This is a genomic window from Streptomyces sp. NPDC043746 (assembly GCF_056436485.1).
Genome location: NZ_JBWKCM010000007.1, coordinates 1 through 16,092, shown reverse-complemented (window position 1 = coordinate 16,092; position 16,092 = coordinate 1). Strand labels below are relative to the sequence as shown.

Here is a 16,092-nt window from a genome sequence, read left to right as displayed (position 1 = left end):
CAGGCCGACCGTTCACGCCGGAACCCCCGACCGCCGGGGCGGGCGCGTTGTCGGACGCGGCCGCCCCGGCGACCGGGGGCTCGGGTCTGTACGGGAGCGGGGCTCAGAGGCCGTAGCGCTCCCGGGCCTCCTTGACCGCCGAGGCCGGGACCTCGCCGCGCTTGGCGAGCTGGGCCAGCGAAGCGACGACGATCGACTGGGCGTCGACGCCGAAGTGGCGGCGGGCCGCCTCACGGGTGTCGGAGAGGCCGAAGCCGTCGGTGCCGAGCGAGGACCAGTCCTGCTCCACCCACTGGCTGATCTGGTCCGGCACCTGGCGCATCCAGTCGCTGACCGCCAACACCGGGCCCGGCGCACCGGCGAGCGCCTGCGTCACGTACGGCACCCGCTGCTCACCGCGGAGCAGCGCCTCGTCCGCCTCCAGGGCGTCGCGGCGCAGCTCGCCCCACGAGGTGGCGGACCAGACGTCGGCCGTGACACCCCAGTCGGCGGCCAGCAGTTCCTGGGCCTCCAGGGCCCAGTGGATCGCCGTGCCGGAGGCCAGCAGCTGCAGGCGCGGCGCGTCCGCCGTGGCGGGCGTGCCCTCCTTGAAGCGGTACAGGCCCTTGACGATGCCCTCCTCGACGCCCTCGGGCATCGCGGGCTGGGGCTTCGGCTCGTTGTAGACCGTCAGGTAGTAGAAAACGTCCGAGTCCTCGCCGGGGGCGGCCTGGCCGTACATCCGGCGCAGACCGTCCTTGACGATCACCGCGATCTCGTAGGCGAACGCCGGGTCGTAGTTGAGCGAGGCCGGGTTGGTGGCCGCGATCAGGTGCGAGTGGCCGTCCGCGTGCTGGAGGCCCTCACCCGTCAGGGTCGTACGACCGGCGGTGGCGCCGACGATGAAGCCCTTGCCGAGCTGGTCGGCGAGCTGCCACATCTGGTCGCCGGTCCGCTGCCAGCCGAACATCGAGTAGAAGATGTAGAACGGGATCATCGTCTCGCCGTGCGTCGCGTACGACGTGGCGGCGGCGATGAAGTCGGCCATGGCCCCGGCCTCGGTGATCCCCTCGTTGAGGATCTGGCCGTTCTTGGCCTCCTTGTAGTACATCAGCTGGTCGCGGTCGACCGGCTCGTACGTCTGGCCCAGCGGCGAGTAGATGCCGGCGGACGGGAACAGCGACTCCATACCGAAGGTACGGGCCTCGTCCGGGACGATCGGCACCCAGCGCTTGCCGGTCTCCTTGTCCCGCATCAGGTCCTTCACCAGGCGGACGAACGCCATGGTGGTGGCCATCTCCTGCTTGCCCGACCCCTTGTACAGGGCCTTGAACGCGCGCTCCTCGGGCTGCGGCAGCGGAGCGGAGGCGTGCAGGCGGCGCGCCGGGGCGGGACCGCCGAGGGCGGCACGGCGCTCCTGGAGGTAGCGGACCTCGGGGGAGTCGGCGCCGGGGTGCCCGTAGGGGACCTGCCCGTCCTGGAAGGCGCTGTCCGGGATCGGGAGGCCGAGCAGCTCGCGCATGCTCTTGAACTCGTCGACCGACAGCTTCTTCATCTGGTGGTTGGCGTTCTTGGACTCGAAGCCCCTGCCGAGCGTGTAGCCCTTGACCGTCTGGGCCAGGATCACGGTCGGCGCGCCCTTGTGCTCGACCGCCGCCTTGTAGGCCGCGTAGACCTTGCGGGCCTCGTGGCCGCCGCGCGAGGTGTAGAAGCACTCGGCGATCTTCGCGTCGCTGAGCAGCTTCGCCAGCTCGACGAGGGCGGGCTCGGCACCGAAGAAGTGCTCGCGGATGTAGGCGACGTCGCGGGTGGCGTACGTCTGGAACTGCGCGTCCGGGACCTCGCGCAGCCGACGCAGCAGCGCCCCCTGGGTGTCCAGCTGGAACAGCTCGTCCCAGGCGTTGCCCCAGAGCGTCTTGACGACGTTCCAGCCGGCCCCGCGGAAGGCGCCCTCCAGCTCCTGCACCACGCGGAAGTTGGCGCGGACCGGGCCGTCGAGCCGCTGGAGGTTGCAGTTGATGACGAAGGTCAGGTTGTCGAGGCCCTCACGGGCCGCCAGCGCGAGGGCGGCGGTCGACTCGGGCTCGTCCATCTCGCCGTCGCCCAGGAAGGCCCAGACGTGCGAGTCGGAGGTGTCCTTGATGTTGCGGTTGGCCAGATAGCGGTTGAAGCGCGCCTGGTAGATGGCCGAGAGCGGGCCGAGGCCCATCGACACCGTGGGGAACTCCCAGAGCCAGGGCAGCCGCCGCGGGTGCGGGTAGGAGGGCAGACCCTCGCCGCCCGTCTCCTGGCGGAAGTTGTCGAGGTGCTTCTCGGTGAGCCGCCCGTCGAGGAAGGCGCGGGCGTAGATGCCGGGGGAGGCGTGGCCCTGGATGTAGAGCTGGTCGCCGGAGCCTCCCCCGTTCTCGGCTGCGCTCGAACGGGAGGTGCCCCCTCCCTCCTTGCCGCGGAAGAAGTGGTTGAAGCCGGTCTCGTAGAGCCAGGCCGCCGAGGCGAAGGTCGCGATGTGGCCGCCGACCCCGTGCTTGGCGCTCCGGGTGACCATCGCGGCCGCGTTCCAGCGGTTCCACGCGGTGATCCTCGACTCCATCTCCAGGTCGCCGTCGAACGCGGGCTCGGCGGCGGTCGGGATGGAGTTGACGTAATCGGTCTCCAGCAGCTTGGGCAGCGCGAGACCGGCGCCCTCGGCGTGCTGCAGCGAGCGGCGCATCAGGTACGCGGCGCGGTGCGGGCCGGCGGCCCGGGTGACGGCGTCCAGGGAGGCCGCCCATTCGGCAGTCTCCTCGGGGTCGCGGTCCGGGAGCTGGTCGAGCTCGCTCGGAAGCTTTCCTACGGGGTCGGTCATGATCGCCGCCTTCCGGAGAGGAGGGGGGTGGAGAAAGGCCCTGACTGGCAGGACAGGGCGATGGGGCCGGTGGGCCCGCGCAGTGAACTGTAAGGCGCTGATCGATGATCGATCAAAGGATTGAAGGCAAAACTTCTCGATGCGAAGAAAAGTGGCATGGGGTGCCTCGAAACAGGGCACGGAGTGACGCGAAAAAGTGCGCAAAAAGGGCGCTGACCTGCACGGAAGAGCAGGTCACACGCCAGATGATCGGACGGTCGCGGGCGGCTCAGGCGCGCGGCGCGCACCCGAGCACATGGGCCTTCACCAGCGCGCCGATCTGCGGGTCATGAGCCAGGAACGCGTCGACGAGCGCCTGGTGCTCCTCCGCGTACGACTTCTGCACCGTGCCCAGCCAGCGGATCGAGAGGGCGGTGAACACCTCGATGCCGAGCCCCTCCCAGGTGTGCAGCAGCACCGCGTTCCCGGCGGCCCGGACCATCTCCCGGTGGAAGCCAACCGTGTGCCGCACCTGCGCCTCGCCGTCGGCCAGCCGGTCCGCCTCGTACAGCGCCGCCACATGCGGCTCCAGCGCCGAGCAGTCCTCGCCCAGCAGCGGGGCCGCCAGCTCCGCCGCGATCTGCTCCAGACCGGCCCGTACGGGATAGCTCTCCTCCAGGTCGGCGGCCGTCAGATTGCGGACGCGGACACCTTTGTTGGGGGCCGACTCGATCAGCCGCAGCGTCTCCAGCTCGCGCAGCGCCTCCCGCACGGGCGTCTGGCTGACCTCCAGCTCCGTGGCGATCCGGCGCTCCACGATCCGCTCGCCCGGCTTCCAGCGCCCGCTGACGATCCCCTCCACGATGTGCTCGCGGATCTGTTCGCGCAGCGAGTGGACGACGGGCGGGGTCATGTGGTGCTCCTTCGGGGGCAGGCCGGTGCTGCCTACATCATCACGGTGGCGGTGGCTGCCCGTGGTGTTTAGACAATACGGCGGCGCCCCCGCCCGGAAGGTGTTCCGGACGGGGGCGCCGCTGGTGAGGCTGGTTACAGCCGGAGCGCTCAGAGGCCCAGCTCGACCTCGAACTCACCGGCCTCCAGGATCGCCTTGACCGACGTCAGGTAGCGGGCGGCGTCCGCGCCGTCCACCAGACGGTGGTCGTAGGAGAGCGAGAGGTACGTCATGTCGCGCACCGCGATGGTCTCGCCGAGGTCCGGGTGGTCGATGACCACCGGGCGGCGGACCGTGGCGCCGATGCCCAGGATGGCGGCCTGGTTCGGCGGCACGATGACGGTGTCGAAGAGCGCACCGCGCGAACCGGTGTTGCTGATGGTGAAGGTGGCACCGGACATGTCGTCCGGGGTCAGCCCGCCACCGCGCGCCTTGCCGGCCAGCTCGGCGGTCTTCTTGGAGATACCGGCGATGTTCAGGTCGCCCGCACCCTTGATGACCGGGGTCATCAGACCCTTCTCGGCGTCCACGGCGATGCCGATGTTCTCCGAGTCGAAGTACGTGATGGTGCCCTCGTCCTCGTTGATCCGGGCGTTGATGACCGGGTGGGCCTTCAGCGCCTGGGCCGCCGCCTTCACGAAGAACGGCATCGGGGACAGCTTGACGCCCTCACGGGCGGCGAACGCGGCCTTCGCCTGGTTGCGCAGCTTCATCAGCTTGGTGATGTCGACCTCGACGACCGAGGTCAGCTGGGCCTGCGAGTGCAGCGCCTTCATCATGTTGTCGCCGATGACCTTGCGCATGCGGGTCATCTTGACCGTCTGACCGCGCAGCGGGGAGGCCTCCAGCTTCGGCGCCTTGGCGGCGGCCGGAGCGGCGGAGGGTGCCGGGGCAGCGGCGGCGGCCTTGGCGGCCTCCGCGGCGGCGACGACGTCCTGCTTGCGGATACGGCCACCGACGCCGGTGCCCTTGACCGAGGCCAGGTCCACGTTGTTCTCGGACGCGAGCTTGCGGACCAGCGGCGTGACGTAGGCGCCGTCGTCACCGGAGGGCGCGGCCGGGGCGGCCGGTGCCGGGGTGGCGGGGGCGGGCTGCGCCGGAGCGGCGGGGGCCGCCGGGGCCTGGGCGGCCGGAGCCGGAGCAGGCGCCGCGGGAGCGGCCGGCGCCGGGGCGGGAGCCGCGGGGGCCTCCTGCTTCGGCGCCTCGGCCTTGGGGGCTTCGGCCTTCGGCGCCTCGGCCTTCGGGGCCTCCTGGGCCGGGGCGGCGGGCTGCGCCGGAGCGGCGGCGGGGGCCGCGCCCGGAGCGCCGATGACGGCGAGCTTGGCGCCGACCTCCGCGGTCTCGTCCTCACCGACCACGATCTCCAGCAGCACACCGGCGACCGGGGCGGGGATCTCGGTGTCGACCTTGTCCGTGGAGACCTCGAGCAGCGGCTCGTCCTCCGCGACCTCCTCGCCGACCTCCTTCAGCCAGCGGGTGACGGTGCCCTCGGTGACGCTCTCGCCGAGCGCCGGGAGGGTGACGTCGGTGCCCTCGGCGGACGAACCGCCCGTGGTCGCCTCGGCGGTGGGGGCCTGGGCCGGAGCCTCGGTCTCGGTCGACGGGGCGGTGGGCGCCTCCTCGGCCTGCGGGGCCGGGGTGGACGCGGGCTCGGCGGCCGGAGCCGCGGCCTCGGCCGGAGCGCCGGAGCCGTCGTCGATGACGGCCAGCTCGGCGCCGACCTCGACGGTCTCGTCCTCGGCGACCTTGATGGAGGTCAGAACACCGGACGCGGGGGCCGGGATCTCGGTGTCGACCTTGTCGGTCGAGACCTCGAGCAACGGCTCGTCGGCCTCGACGCGCTCGCCCTCGGCCTTCAGCCAACGGGTGACAGTGCCCTCGGTGACGCTCTCGCCGAGCGCCGGAAGGGTTACGGAAACCGACATGGTTTCAGTTGCTCCTTACGAAAATGCGGAAGTGGTCGGTCGTCGCGCCCGGAACGGGGGGATCAGTCGTGGGCGTGGAGGGGCTTGCCGGCCAGCGCCAGGTGCGCCTCGCCCATCGCCTCGTTCTGCGTCGGGTGGGCGTGGATGAGCTGGGCGACCTCGGCGGGCAGCGCCTCCCAGTTGTAGATCAGCTGGGCTTCGCCGACCTGCTCGCCCATGCGGTCGCCCACCATGTGGACGCCGACCACGGCACCGTCCTTGACCTGGACGAGCTTGATCTCGCCCGCGGTCTTCAGGATCTTGCTCTTGCCGTTGCCCGCGAGGTTGTACTTGAGGGCGACGACCTTGTCCGCACCGTAGATCTCCTTGGCCTTGGCCTCGGTGATGCCGACGGAGGCGACCTCGGGGTGGCAGTACGTCACCCGGGGCACGCCGTCGTAGTCGATCGGGACGGTCTTGAGGCCGGCGAGCCGCTCCGCCACGAGGATGCCCTCGGCGAAGCCGACGTGGGCCAGCTGGAGGGTCGGGACGAGGTCGCCCACGGCCGAGATGGTCGGCACGTTGGTCTGCATGTACTCGTCGACCAGGACATAGCCGCGGTCCATCGCGACGCCCTGCTCCTCGTAGCCCAGGCCCTGCGAGACCGGGCCGCGGCCGATCGCGACGAGGAGGATCTCCGCCTCGAAGGTCTTGCCGTCGGCCAGGGTCACGCGGACGCCGTCCTGCGTGTACTCGGCCTTCTCGAAGAACGTACCGAGGTTGAACTTGATGCCGCGCTTGCGGAACGCGCGCTCAAGAAGCTTCGAGCTGTTCTCGTCCTCGACCGGGACGAGGTGCTTCAGGCCCTCGACGATCGTGACCTCGGTGCCGAAGGACTTCCACGCCGAGGCGAACTCGACGCCGATGACGCCGCCGCCGAGCACGATGGCCGACTTCGGGACGCGGTCCAGCTTCAGCGCGTGGTCCGAGGAGATGATCCGGTTGCCGTCGATCTCCAGGCCCGGCAGCGACTTCGGCACGGAGCCGGTCGCCAGCAGCACGTGGCGGCCCTGGATGCGCTGGCCGTTCACGTCCACCGAGGTGGGGGAGGAGAGCTTGCCCTCACCCTCGATGTAGTGGACCTTGCGGGAGGCGACGAGACCCTGCAGACCCTTGTACAGGCCCGAGATCACATCGTCCTTGTACTTGTTGACGGCCTCCATGTCGATGCCCTCGAAGGTGGCCTTCACGCCGAACTGGGCCGACTCGCGGGCCTGGTCCGCGATCTCGCCCGCGTGCAGCAGCGCCTTCGTGGGGATGCAGCCGTTGTGCAGGCAGGTGCCGCCGACCTTGCCCTTCTCGATCAGGGCGACGTCCAGGCCCAGCTGCGCTCCGCGCAGGGCCGCGGCGTAACCGCCACTGCCACCGCCGAGGATCACTAGGTCGAAAACGGTGCTGGCGTCGTTCGCCACGTCACGTCCTCCATGCATGTGCGCCGTACGCCGGGCCCCGTCGCTGGGGTGTGACCGGCCGGTCGGCTGGTGTTCGGCCGCTTTTGTCTTCGGCCCTGTGGTGGGGGCCCTGTCCTGCCGAGAACCCATCTTCGCACTTGTCGACGGTGGGCGGGACGCGGGGCCCGGGTCCGGGACGGATGATCGTCCGTTCCGGAGGGTTACTGCTGCGTAGTTGCCTACGGATTCGGCCGGTGTTCATCGAGAGCGAAACCCGGCCGTCCTCCGTCACCTTCCTTGCCGCTTCCGCTGCGACAACACGTACGGCCCCGGACCTATGCCCGGGGCCGTACATGACTGATCACTCAGCCCAGGTCGCCGTCGGCGGTGCGCTCGGCCAGCCGCACCAGGGTCCGGACCGCGGAGCCGGTGCCGCCCTTGGGCGTGTAGCCGTACGGGGCGCCCTCGTGGAAGGCCGGGCCCGCGATGTCCAGGTGGGCCCAGGCGATGCCCTCGCCCACGAACTCCTTCAGGAAGAGACCGGCCACCAGGCCGCCGCCCATCCGCTCGCCCATGTTGGCGATGTCGGCGGTGGGGGAGTCCATGCCCTTGCGCAGGTCGGCCGGGAGCGGCATCGGCCAGGAGGCCTCGCCGACCTCCTCCGCGATCTCGTGGATCGAGGTGCGGAAGGCGTCGTCGTTGGCCATGATGCCGAAGGTGCGGTTGCCGAGCGCCAGCACCATCGCACCGGTCAGGGTCGCCACGTCGACGATCGCGTCCGGCTTCTCCTCCGAGGCGCGGGTCAGCGCGTCGGCCAGGACGAGCCGGCCCTCGGCGTCGGTGTTGAGGACCTCGACGGTCTTGCCGCTGTACATGCGCAGCACGTCACCGGGGCGGGTGGCGTTGCCGGAGGGCATGTTCTCGGCCAGAGCCAGCCAGCCGGTGACGTTGACCTTCAGGCCCAGGCGGGCGGCCGCGACGACGGCGGCGAACACGGCGGCGGCGCCGCTCATGTCGCACTTCATCGTCTCGTTGTGGCCGGCCGGCTTGAGCGAGATGCCGCCCGAGTCGTAGGTGATGCCCTTGCCGACGAGGGCGAGGGTCTTCTCCGCCTTGGGGTGGGTGTAGGCGAGCTTCACCAGGCGCGGGCCGTTCGCGGAGCCCTGGCCGACGCCGAGGATGCCGCCGAAGCCGCCCTTGACGAGGGCCTTCTCGTCGAGCACCTGCACCTTGATGCCGTGCTCCTTGCCCGCGGCGGTGGCCACGGCGGCGAAGGACTCGGGGTACAGGTCGTTCGGCGGGGTGTTGATCAGGTCGCGGGCGCGGTTGATCTCCTCGGCCAGCGCGAGGGCGCGCTCGACCGCGGCCTTGTAGGCCTTGTCGCGGGGCTTGGCACCGACGAGGGCGATCTCGGCGAGCGGGAGCTTCGGGCCGCTGTCCTTGGCCTTGGCGTCCTTGGGGGCGAGCTTGTTCTCGCCGCCCTGGTAGGCGGTGAAGGCGTACGAGCCGAGCAGGGCGCCCTCGGCGACGGCCGCGGCGTCCTCGACGGAGCCGGCGGGCAGTGCGAACCCGGCCTTCTTGGAACCGGCCAGCGCACGGGCGGCGGTGCCCGCGGCACGGCGCAGTGCCTCCGCGTCGTACGCGTCCTCCTTGTCCGGGACCGGGCCGAGGCCGACCGCGACGACGACCGGGACCTTGAGGCCGGACGGCGCGGGCAGCTTGGTCAGTTCGCCCTCGGCTCCCACGGCCCCCAGGGTCGCGAGAACGGAGGCGAGCTTTCCGTCGAACGCCTTGTCCACGGCCTCGGCGCCCGGCGCCAGGACCAGCCCCTTGGCGGTCTTCGCGACGCCGACGACGAGTGCGTCGGCGCGCAGCGTCGCCGCACCGGCAGTGCTGAGAGTGAGAGCAGTCACGGTGGTGAAATCTCGCTTCCGTTGAGTTCCTGTTCGGCCGAGGGGTGGGGCGACCGTGCCCGGCGCATCGTAGACGTCTGTGCGACGTGCCGTGAACGAGCCTACGCGCGCCGTTCGCCCGGGGTTACGGCGGCGGGCCGTTCAAGACCGGTAGGGCGGTCGGTTCCGGCCGCACGGGGAACCGTTCTCCGCCGGTGCGCCGGTGGGCGCGCGCCCCGTCGCGACGTCAGCGCCCGAGCGCCAGCACCACCAGCGCCGCCGTCGCCGCCGTCTCCGCCACCCCGCCGAACACGTCCCCGGTCACCCCGCCGAACCGCCGCACGCAGTGCCGCAGCAGGAGTTCGGCGGCGGCGAGGGCGGCCACCACCGCGAGCGCGTGGTGCACCGCCCCGTAAGGGCCGAACGCCGCGCCCGCCGCCGCGCACAGGGCCACCGTCACCGCCGCGACGGCCACCGCCCGCCCCACCGGGACCGTGCCCGCCACCACCGCGCCGAGCCCCTCCGGCCGGGCCGCCGGGACCCCTTGACGGGACGCCAGGGTGAGCGCCAGCCGGGCGGCGACGGCCGCCACGACGGCCCCGAGCGCCCCGTGCGCCCAGCTCCCCTCCCCGTACAGCCGGAAGAGGACCGCGACCTGGGCCAGCAGCACCAGGAGCAGGGTGATGACACCGAACGGCCCGATGTCGGACTGCTTCATGATCCGCAGCGCGTCCTCGGCCGGTCTCCCGCTGCCCAGCCCGTCCGCCGTGTCCGCGAGGCCGTCCAGGTGCAGCCCCCGGGTGAGCGCGGCGGGCACCGCGACGGAGGCGACCGCCGCGAGCAGCGGACCCGCCCCGGCCAGCAGCGACAGCGCGCCGAGCGCGGCGGCGAGCAGCCCGACGACGAGCCCGGCGAGCGGGGCGCGGAGCATGCCGCTACGGGCCGTCGCGCGGTCCCAGTGGGTCACGCGGACGGGCAGCACGGTGAGGGTGCCGAAGGCGAATCGCAGGCCATGGCCGTTCAGGGAAGTCATCGCGGGCAGGCTAGCCGCTCCCGCCCGCGCAGGGATCCCGCGGCTAGATTGACGTGAAACGGAGAATTATTGACAAGATGGTGCACATCGGAAACGAGTGGCATGGGTAACTGGTGGCACACCAACATCGCCGAGCCGGGCAAGCTCCCCCTGCTCCTCGCGCTGGCCGCCTTCGTCCTGACCTTCGCGATCACGCGCACCGTCACCCGGATGATCCGCGCCGGGAAGGGCCCGTTCCGCAACATCACCCCGGGCGGGCTGCACATCCACCATGTGGTGCCCGGGGTCGTGCTGACGGTGGTCGGCGGCTTCGGGGCGGTGGCGGCCGGGCGGCACGGGGTGGCCGCCGGGCTCTGTGCGGTGGTCTTCGGGGTCGGGGCCGGTCTGGTGCTGGACGAGTTCGCGCTGATCCTCCACCTGGACGACGTGTACTGGACCGAGGAGGGCCGCCAGAGCGTGGAGGCGGTCGTGCTGACCGCCTCGCTGGTGGTGCTGGTCCTGGCGGGGTTCTCCCCGCTCGGCGTGGACGATGTGACGGACGAGGAGCAGCAGGGCAGGCTCGGCGTCATCACCACGTACGTGATCAACTTCTGCTTCGTCCTGATCACGCTCTTCAAGGGCAAGACCCGGATGGCGGTGGTCGGCACCCTCGTCCCGTTCGTCGCGCTGGTCGGTGCGCTCCGCCTCGCCCGCCCCTCCTCGCCCTGGGCCAAGCGGTTCTACCGCAACCGCCACCGCGCCCGCTCCCGGGCGGTGCTGCGCGCCTACCACCACGATGTGCGGTGGGCGGGCCCGCGCCGGAGGTTTCAGGACCTCATCGGCGGCGCCCCGGACCGCACCCCGCCGCCCCCGGCCCGCAAGCCCTGATCCCGGCCCGTCCGCCGACGCCCGAGCCACTCCCGTACGGCACAGATCACCAGGACCGCGGCGATGGAGGCCAGATGCTCCCGGCCCGCCAGGTTGTCCTTGACCAGGACCTCCACGACCATCGCGACGATCACCAGCGCCCCGGTGAACCAGGCCCGGCGGGCATGGCACACGTAGACCGCGAGCCCCACCACCGCCGCCGACGGCCCGGTGTCCACCACCTGCGCGTCCGAGGCGGGCAGCCCCAGGAACGCGTCCGGGCCGAGCGCGATGCCGACGCGGGCGTACAGCGTCCCCGCGAGCGTGGCGACGTACGCGATCACCAGCGTCCGCCACCGCCCCAGGCACACCTCCGCGATGCCGAACACCAGCAGGATCTGCGCCAGCGCACCCCACACCGGCAGATCGAGGGCAGGGACGAACAGCGACAGCGGCGTACGCAGCAGAGCCAGCCACACCGGGTCCTCGGCCCGCACCGCCCCCAGGGCCTGGACCGGGCCGTAGCCCCACGACTGGTTCTGGATCAGCTGGACGGTCGCGGTCAGCGTCACCGCCGTCCACGTCAGCGCGAGCGCCCGCACCCCGCGCTCGCGGAGTCCGGCCCGTACGGTGGTGAAGAGCGGGCGCCACTCGCGCAGCGCGGCCCGGCGGAGCGCGGGGAAGCGGCCCGCCTCGGAGCGGCCCCTCGTGGAGCGGTTCATCTCGGGGCGCCGAGACGCGCGCGGTGCAGCCACTTGGGCAGCCCCGGCGCTTCCAGGAACCCCTCGGCGCGGCCCGCCGCGATGGAGATGCGCGCCAGGTCGGCGCTCTTCTCGAACAACATGAAACGCGGCTCCCAGATCGGTCGGTACTTGGCGTTGGCCCGGTAGAGCGACTCGATCTGCCACCAGCGCGAGAAGAAGCTCAGCAGCGCACGCCACAGCCTCAGCACCGGTCCCGCGCCGAGTCGCGATCCCCTCTCGAAGACGGAGCGGAACATGGCGAAGTTGAGCGAGACCTGAGTGATCCCGATCTCGCCGGAGCGCTGGAGGAGCTGGATCACCATGAACTCCGTGAGGCCGTTCTCCGCCTCGCGGTCCCGGCGCATCAGGTCCAGGGAGAGGCCGTGGGACCCCCAGGGCACGAAGCTGAGGAGCGCCCGCAGCTCGCCCTTCTCGTCTCCCCCGCCCGCGTTCCGGCACTCCAGCATCACGCACTGCCCGTCCGCCGGGTCCCCGAGCCGGCCGAGCGCCATCGAGAAGCCGCGCTCGGTGGCCCCGTCGCGCCACTCGTCGGCGCGGCGTACCAGCTCGGCCATCTCGGCCTCGGGGATGTCCGCGTGGCGCCGGATCGTCACCTCGAAACCGGCCCGCGCGACCCGGTTGTAGGCCTGGCGCACCCCGCGCATGGCCCGTCCGTCGAGCGAGAACTCGGCCGTTTCCACGATCGCCTCGTCACCCAGCTCCAGGGCGTCCATCCCGTGCCGGGCGTAGACCGTGCCCGCCTCCTCGCTCGCGCCCATCACGGCGGGGATCCAGCCGTGCTCCCGGGCCTCGGCCAGCCACGGGCCGATCGCGCCGGGCCAGGCCTCCGGGTCGCCGATCGGGTCGCCGGAGGCCAGTGACACCCCGCCGACCACCCGGTAGACGACGGCGGCCTTGCCGGTCGGGGACCACACGGCGCTCTTCTCCCGGCGCAGCGCGAAGTAGCCGAGCGAGTCGCGGTCGCCCTGCCTGTCCAGCAGCGCGCGCAGCTTCTCCTCGTCCTCGGGGGAGAGCGGGTCGACGGCCCGGCGGGAGCGGAACGCGGCATAGACGACGGCGATCAGCAGCAGCGTCGAGAGGATGTTGATGACGACATTGACCCAGCCGGGGGTGGTGATCCCGGGGAAGCGCGAGTCGTCGGCGGCCACCGAGACCAGCCGCAGCGCCCCGTAGCGCCAGCGGTCCAGGAAGGTCGATCGGTAGTCGTCGTGGGCGGTGTTGGTGACGGTGACCAGGGCCGACGCGATGAGCGAGGTGACCAGCAGCCCCACCGCGGCGACCAGGGCGGCCAGCTTCGGGTTGGAGCGGTCGCCCTTGGCGTAGAACTCCCGCCGACCCGCCACCAGCGCCACGACGAAGGCGGCCGTCAGCGCCAACGAGACCCAGTTCTGGGCGTGCTGCCTGATCTCCGCGAAGAAGAACGCGAGCACCAGCGCGGCGAGGACGAGCCCGCTCAGGACCATGTTCACGATCCAGGCGGCCCGCTTCCGCCGCCGCATGGTGATCGCCAGGAACAGGGCGACGACCCCGGAGGAGAACCCGGCGGTGAGCAGGTACGGCGTGAAGTAGTTCTCGGTGTTGTGGCGGCGCAGGTCCTGGCCGAAGGCGACCCAGACGGCGCTCAGGAAATTGATGAACGAGACGACGCGCAGATACCAGATGGCGAACGCGGCACCACGCCGGGACCGGACGGTACTGCGCCGGGCCGCCTCTTCGGCCGATCGAACCTCTCCCATAGCAGAGGATCATATGGCGCATTACGGACATTCCGGCATGTGTGTCGTACGGGGACGGTACGGGAGGGGTGGGGGCGCCCGCCCCCCGAGGCCGCCCGTCCCGACCCACCCTCGGTCCCGGGCCTCAGGCCGCGTCGGGCGCACCCCCGACCCCGGACCTCAGGCTCCAGCCCTCAGCCCTCAGGTCGCGTCGAGCACCTTCACATCGTCCGCGTCGCGGCTCCCGGCAGCCCCCTCGGCGTCCGCGGCCCCGTCCTCCTCGGCCACCACCGGCGTACGCTCCGGCAACTCGGCGGCGAGCGCGGCCGCCGCCTGCACCAGCGGCAGGGCCAGCAGCGCCCCCGTCCCCTCGCCCACCGTCACCCCGTGGTCCAGCAGCGGGGTCAGCGCCATCCGGTCCAGCGCCTTCGACTGCGCGGGCTCCCCGCTGACCTGCCCGGCCAGCCACCAGTCCGGCGCCCGGAACGCCGCCCGCTGCGCCACGAGCGCACAGGCCGCCCCGACGACCCCGTCCAGGACCACCGGCATCCGCCGCACCGCCGACTGGAGCAGGAACCCCGTCATCGCGGCCAGGTCCGCCCCGCCCACCGTGGCCAGCAGCTCCATCTGGTCACCCAGGACCGGCCGGGCCCGGCGCAGCGCGTCCCGGATCGCGGCGCACTTGCGCATCCAGGCGAGATCGTCGATGCCCGCACCACCGCGCCCGGTCACCACCGACGCGTCGGTGCCGCAGAGCGCGGCGACCAGGGTGGCGGCGGCCGTGGTCCCGCCCACGCTCAGATCCCCGAGCACCACCAGATCGGTACCGGAGTCGGCCTCCTCGTCGGCGATGGCCATGCCCAGGCGGACGGCCCGCTCGGTCTCCTCGGCGGTGAGCGCGTCCTCGATGTCGATGCGCCCCGACCCCCGCCGCACCCGGTGCCGTACGACGGACTCGGGCAGCAGCTCCGGGTCGCAGTCGATCCCCGCGTCCACGATGCGCAGCGGCACCGCGAAGCGCCGGGCCAGCACCGCCACCGGGCTGACCCCGTCCAGGGCCGCCCGGACCAGCTCGTGGGTGGTGCCCGCCGCCCGCCCGGAGACCTCCAGCTCCGCCACCCCGTGGTCGGCTGCGAAGAGGACCACGCGGGGCTGCTCGACGGCCCTGACCGGAACGGACTGCTGCGCGGCGCTGAGCCACTCGCCCAGCTCGTCGAGCCTGCCCAGCGCCCCCGGCGGGACGATCAGCCGTTCCCGCCGTTCCTCGGCGTCGCGCCGGACACCCCCGTCGGGGCGTTCGATCAGGTCGGAGAAGTCGTCCAGATTCACGGAGGTCTGCCTCGCGGGTCGTCACGTCGGTTTCCGGTCCGGGAACCCGGCGCCGGGCCCCCGCCGGGAACAGTACCGCCCGCCCCGCGGGCACAGCCCGGCACCGGTGACACCCCCTCACCGACGCGGCACCGTCCCGCCGACGCGATGCCCCGCGCGGCACCCCTTCACCGGCGCGGCACCCTCTTCACCCCCGTACCACCACCGCCTGCCCCGCCACCACCAGCAGGACCTCCTCGCACTCGGCCGCCACCGCCGCGTTCAGCCGTCCCAGCTCGTCCCGGAACCGCCGTCCCGCCGGAGTCGCCGGGACCACCCCCGCACCGACCTCGTTGGTCACCAGCACCACCTGACGGCGGGTCCCGCGCACCGCGGCCACCAGCTCCGCGACCCGCGCCCGCAGCGCCTGCTCACCGCCCTCCCGCCACCGCACGTCCTCCCAGGCGTCCACCCGGTCCATCGCGTCGGTCAGCCACAGCGACAGGCAGTCGATCAGCAGCGGCGGCCCCTCCGCGCCCAGCAGCCCCACCAGCTCACAGGTCTCCTCGGTCCGCCACGCGCCCGGCCTGCGCTCCCGGTGCAGCGCCACGCGGTCCGCCCACTCCCGGTCCCCGCCGCGCCGCCCGCCGGTCGCCACGTACACCACCTCGGGGAACGTCTCCAGCCGCCGCTCCGCCTCCAGCGACTTCCCCGACCGGGCGCCCCCCGTCACCAGCACCCGGCGCGGCACGTCCGGCGCCACCGGATACTCACCCACCGCCAGCGTCGTCCCGTCCGGCACCGCTCGCGCCCCGGCCGCCGCGAGGAGCCGGTCCAGCGCCGCACCCGGCGGGGCGTCGTGGTCCAGATGGACCGCGATCACCTCGGTGGCCGGGCCGACCGCGCCCACCGCCCGCAGCCGCGCCACGGCGTCGGGCCGCCCCACCACATCGCAGGCGACGAGGTCGTACGGGGGCTCCGCCCGCCCGTCGAGACCGGCGGGCGCACCCCCGGGCGGCAGGTACAGCAGCCGCTCGCCGTCCGGTGAGGCGACCTCGTAGCCGGTCCCCGGCGCGTCCATGGGGACCGCCCGCACCCGGTGCCCGCTGATCAGCGTCAGCACCTGGCCGTCCGGCACCCGCCCGGCCGGCGGCAGGGTGGGCGGCAGCTCGACGGCGGGCCCGTCGTGCGGATGGGTCAGCAGCACCTGGCGTACGGCGCTCAGCGAGTGCCCCGCGCGGGCGGCGGCGAAGACCGCCCCCGGGGTCAGGTCGAGCAGCAGCGCGTCGTCGACCAGCAGGGCGGTCGCGGGCCGGGCCCCCGGGCCGCGGGGCCGCGCGCAGAACGCGCAGGGGGAGGAGGGGGGGGGGAGCCCCCCGGGGGGTCCGGTGCCGGGCAGAGGCCGTTTCCCCCCCTGACTCTCC

11 protein-coding genes are annotated in these 16,092 nt (G+C 72.6%); 1 reads left to right on the top strand and 10 read right to left on the bottom strand.

The window, feature by feature from the left end; genetic code table 11:
- Positions 1-103: 103 nt before the first annotated feature.
- From aceE to AC0682_RS09975, 6 genes are all read right to left on the bottom strand, one after another.
- On the bottom strand, positions 104-2,824 hold the full coding sequence (aceE, locus tag AC0682_RS10000; protein WP_478532078.1) for a pyruvate dehydrogenase (acetyl-transferring), homodimeric type: 2,721 nt from the start codon (positions 2,822-2,824) through the stop codon (positions 104-106).
- A 268-nt stretch (positions 2,825-3,092) separates the two neighbouring features.
- Complete coding sequence (locus tag AC0682_RS09995; RefSeq protein WP_070203261.1) at positions 3,093-3,716, bottom strand: GntR family transcriptional regulator; 624 nt, start codon at positions 3,714-3,716, stop codon at positions 3,093-3,095.
- Between the two features lie 149 nt (positions 3,717-3,865).
- Positions 3,866-5,680, bottom strand: coding sequence for a 2-oxoglutarate dehydrogenase, E2 component, dihydrolipoamide succinyltransferase (gene sucB, locus AC0682_RS09990; protein WP_478532076.1), 1,815 nt, complete (start codon positions 5,678-5,680; stop codon positions 3,866-3,868).
- A gap of 62 nt (positions 5,681-5,742) precedes the next feature.
- Entirely contained in the window at positions 5,743-7,131 is a 1,389-nt protein-coding gene (gene lpdA, locus AC0682_RS09985) for a dihydrolipoyl dehydrogenase (protein WP_019764045.1), read from the bottom strand.
- A gap of 344 nt (positions 7,132-7,475) precedes the next feature.
- The gene (locus AC0682_RS09980) at positions 7,476-9,023 is read right to left on the bottom strand and encodes a leucyl aminopeptidase (RefSeq protein ID WP_254812694.1); all 1,548 of its coding nucleotides are present in this window, start codon (positions 9,021-9,023) and stop codon (positions 7,476-7,478) included.
- Positions 9,024-9,249: 226 nt separating this feature from the next.
- The gene (locus AC0682_RS09975) at positions 9,250-10,035 is read right to left on the bottom strand and encodes an adenosylcobinamide-GDP ribazoletransferase (protein ID WP_478532075.1); all 786 of its coding nucleotides are present in this window, start codon (positions 10,033-10,035) and stop codon (positions 9,250-9,252) included.
- Positions 10,036-10,137: 102 nt separating this feature from the next.
- On the opposite strand from AC0682_RS09975, the gene AC0682_RS09970 reads away from it, so the two are divergent.
- Complete coding sequence (locus tag AC0682_RS09970) at positions 10,138-10,902, top strand: hypothetical protein (protein ID WP_478532073.1); 765 nt, start codon at positions 10,138-10,140, stop codon at positions 10,900-10,902.
- Here AC0682_RS09970 and AC0682_RS09965 read toward each other — a convergent pair.
- From AC0682_RS09965 to AC0682_RS09950, 4 genes are all read right to left on the bottom strand, one after another.
- Positions 10,842-11,603 carry a hypothetical protein gene (locus tag AC0682_RS09965; protein WP_478532071.1) on the bottom strand — a complete coding sequence of 254 codons (762 nt, stop codon included), beginning with the start codon at positions 11,601-11,603 and terminating at the stop codon, positions 10,842-10,844. The genes AC0682_RS09970 and AC0682_RS09965 overlap by 61 nt on opposite strands.
- Positions 11,600-13,381, bottom strand: coding sequence for a phosphatidylglycerol lysyltransferase domain-containing protein (locus AC0682_RS09960; protein ID WP_478532069.1), 1,782 nt, complete (start codon positions 13,379-13,381; stop codon positions 11,600-11,602). Before AC0682_RS09960 ends, AC0682_RS09965 begins: the two co-directional genes overlap by 4 nt.
- A 180-nt stretch (positions 13,382-13,561) precedes the next feature.
- Complete coding sequence (gene cobT / locus AC0682_RS09955; protein ID WP_478532067.1) at positions 13,562-14,689, bottom strand: nicotinate-nucleotide--dimethylbenzimidazole phosphoribosyltransferase; 1,128 nt, start codon at positions 14,687-14,689, stop codon at positions 13,562-13,564.
- A gap of 187 nt (positions 14,690-14,876) precedes the next feature.
- Complete coding sequence (locus AC0682_RS09950) at positions 14,877-16,067, bottom strand: bifunctional adenosylcobinamide kinase/adenosylcobinamide-phosphate guanylyltransferase (protein WP_478532317.1); 1,191 nt, start codon at positions 16,065-16,067, stop codon at positions 14,877-14,879.
- Positions 16,068-16,092 lie beyond the last annotated feature (25 nt).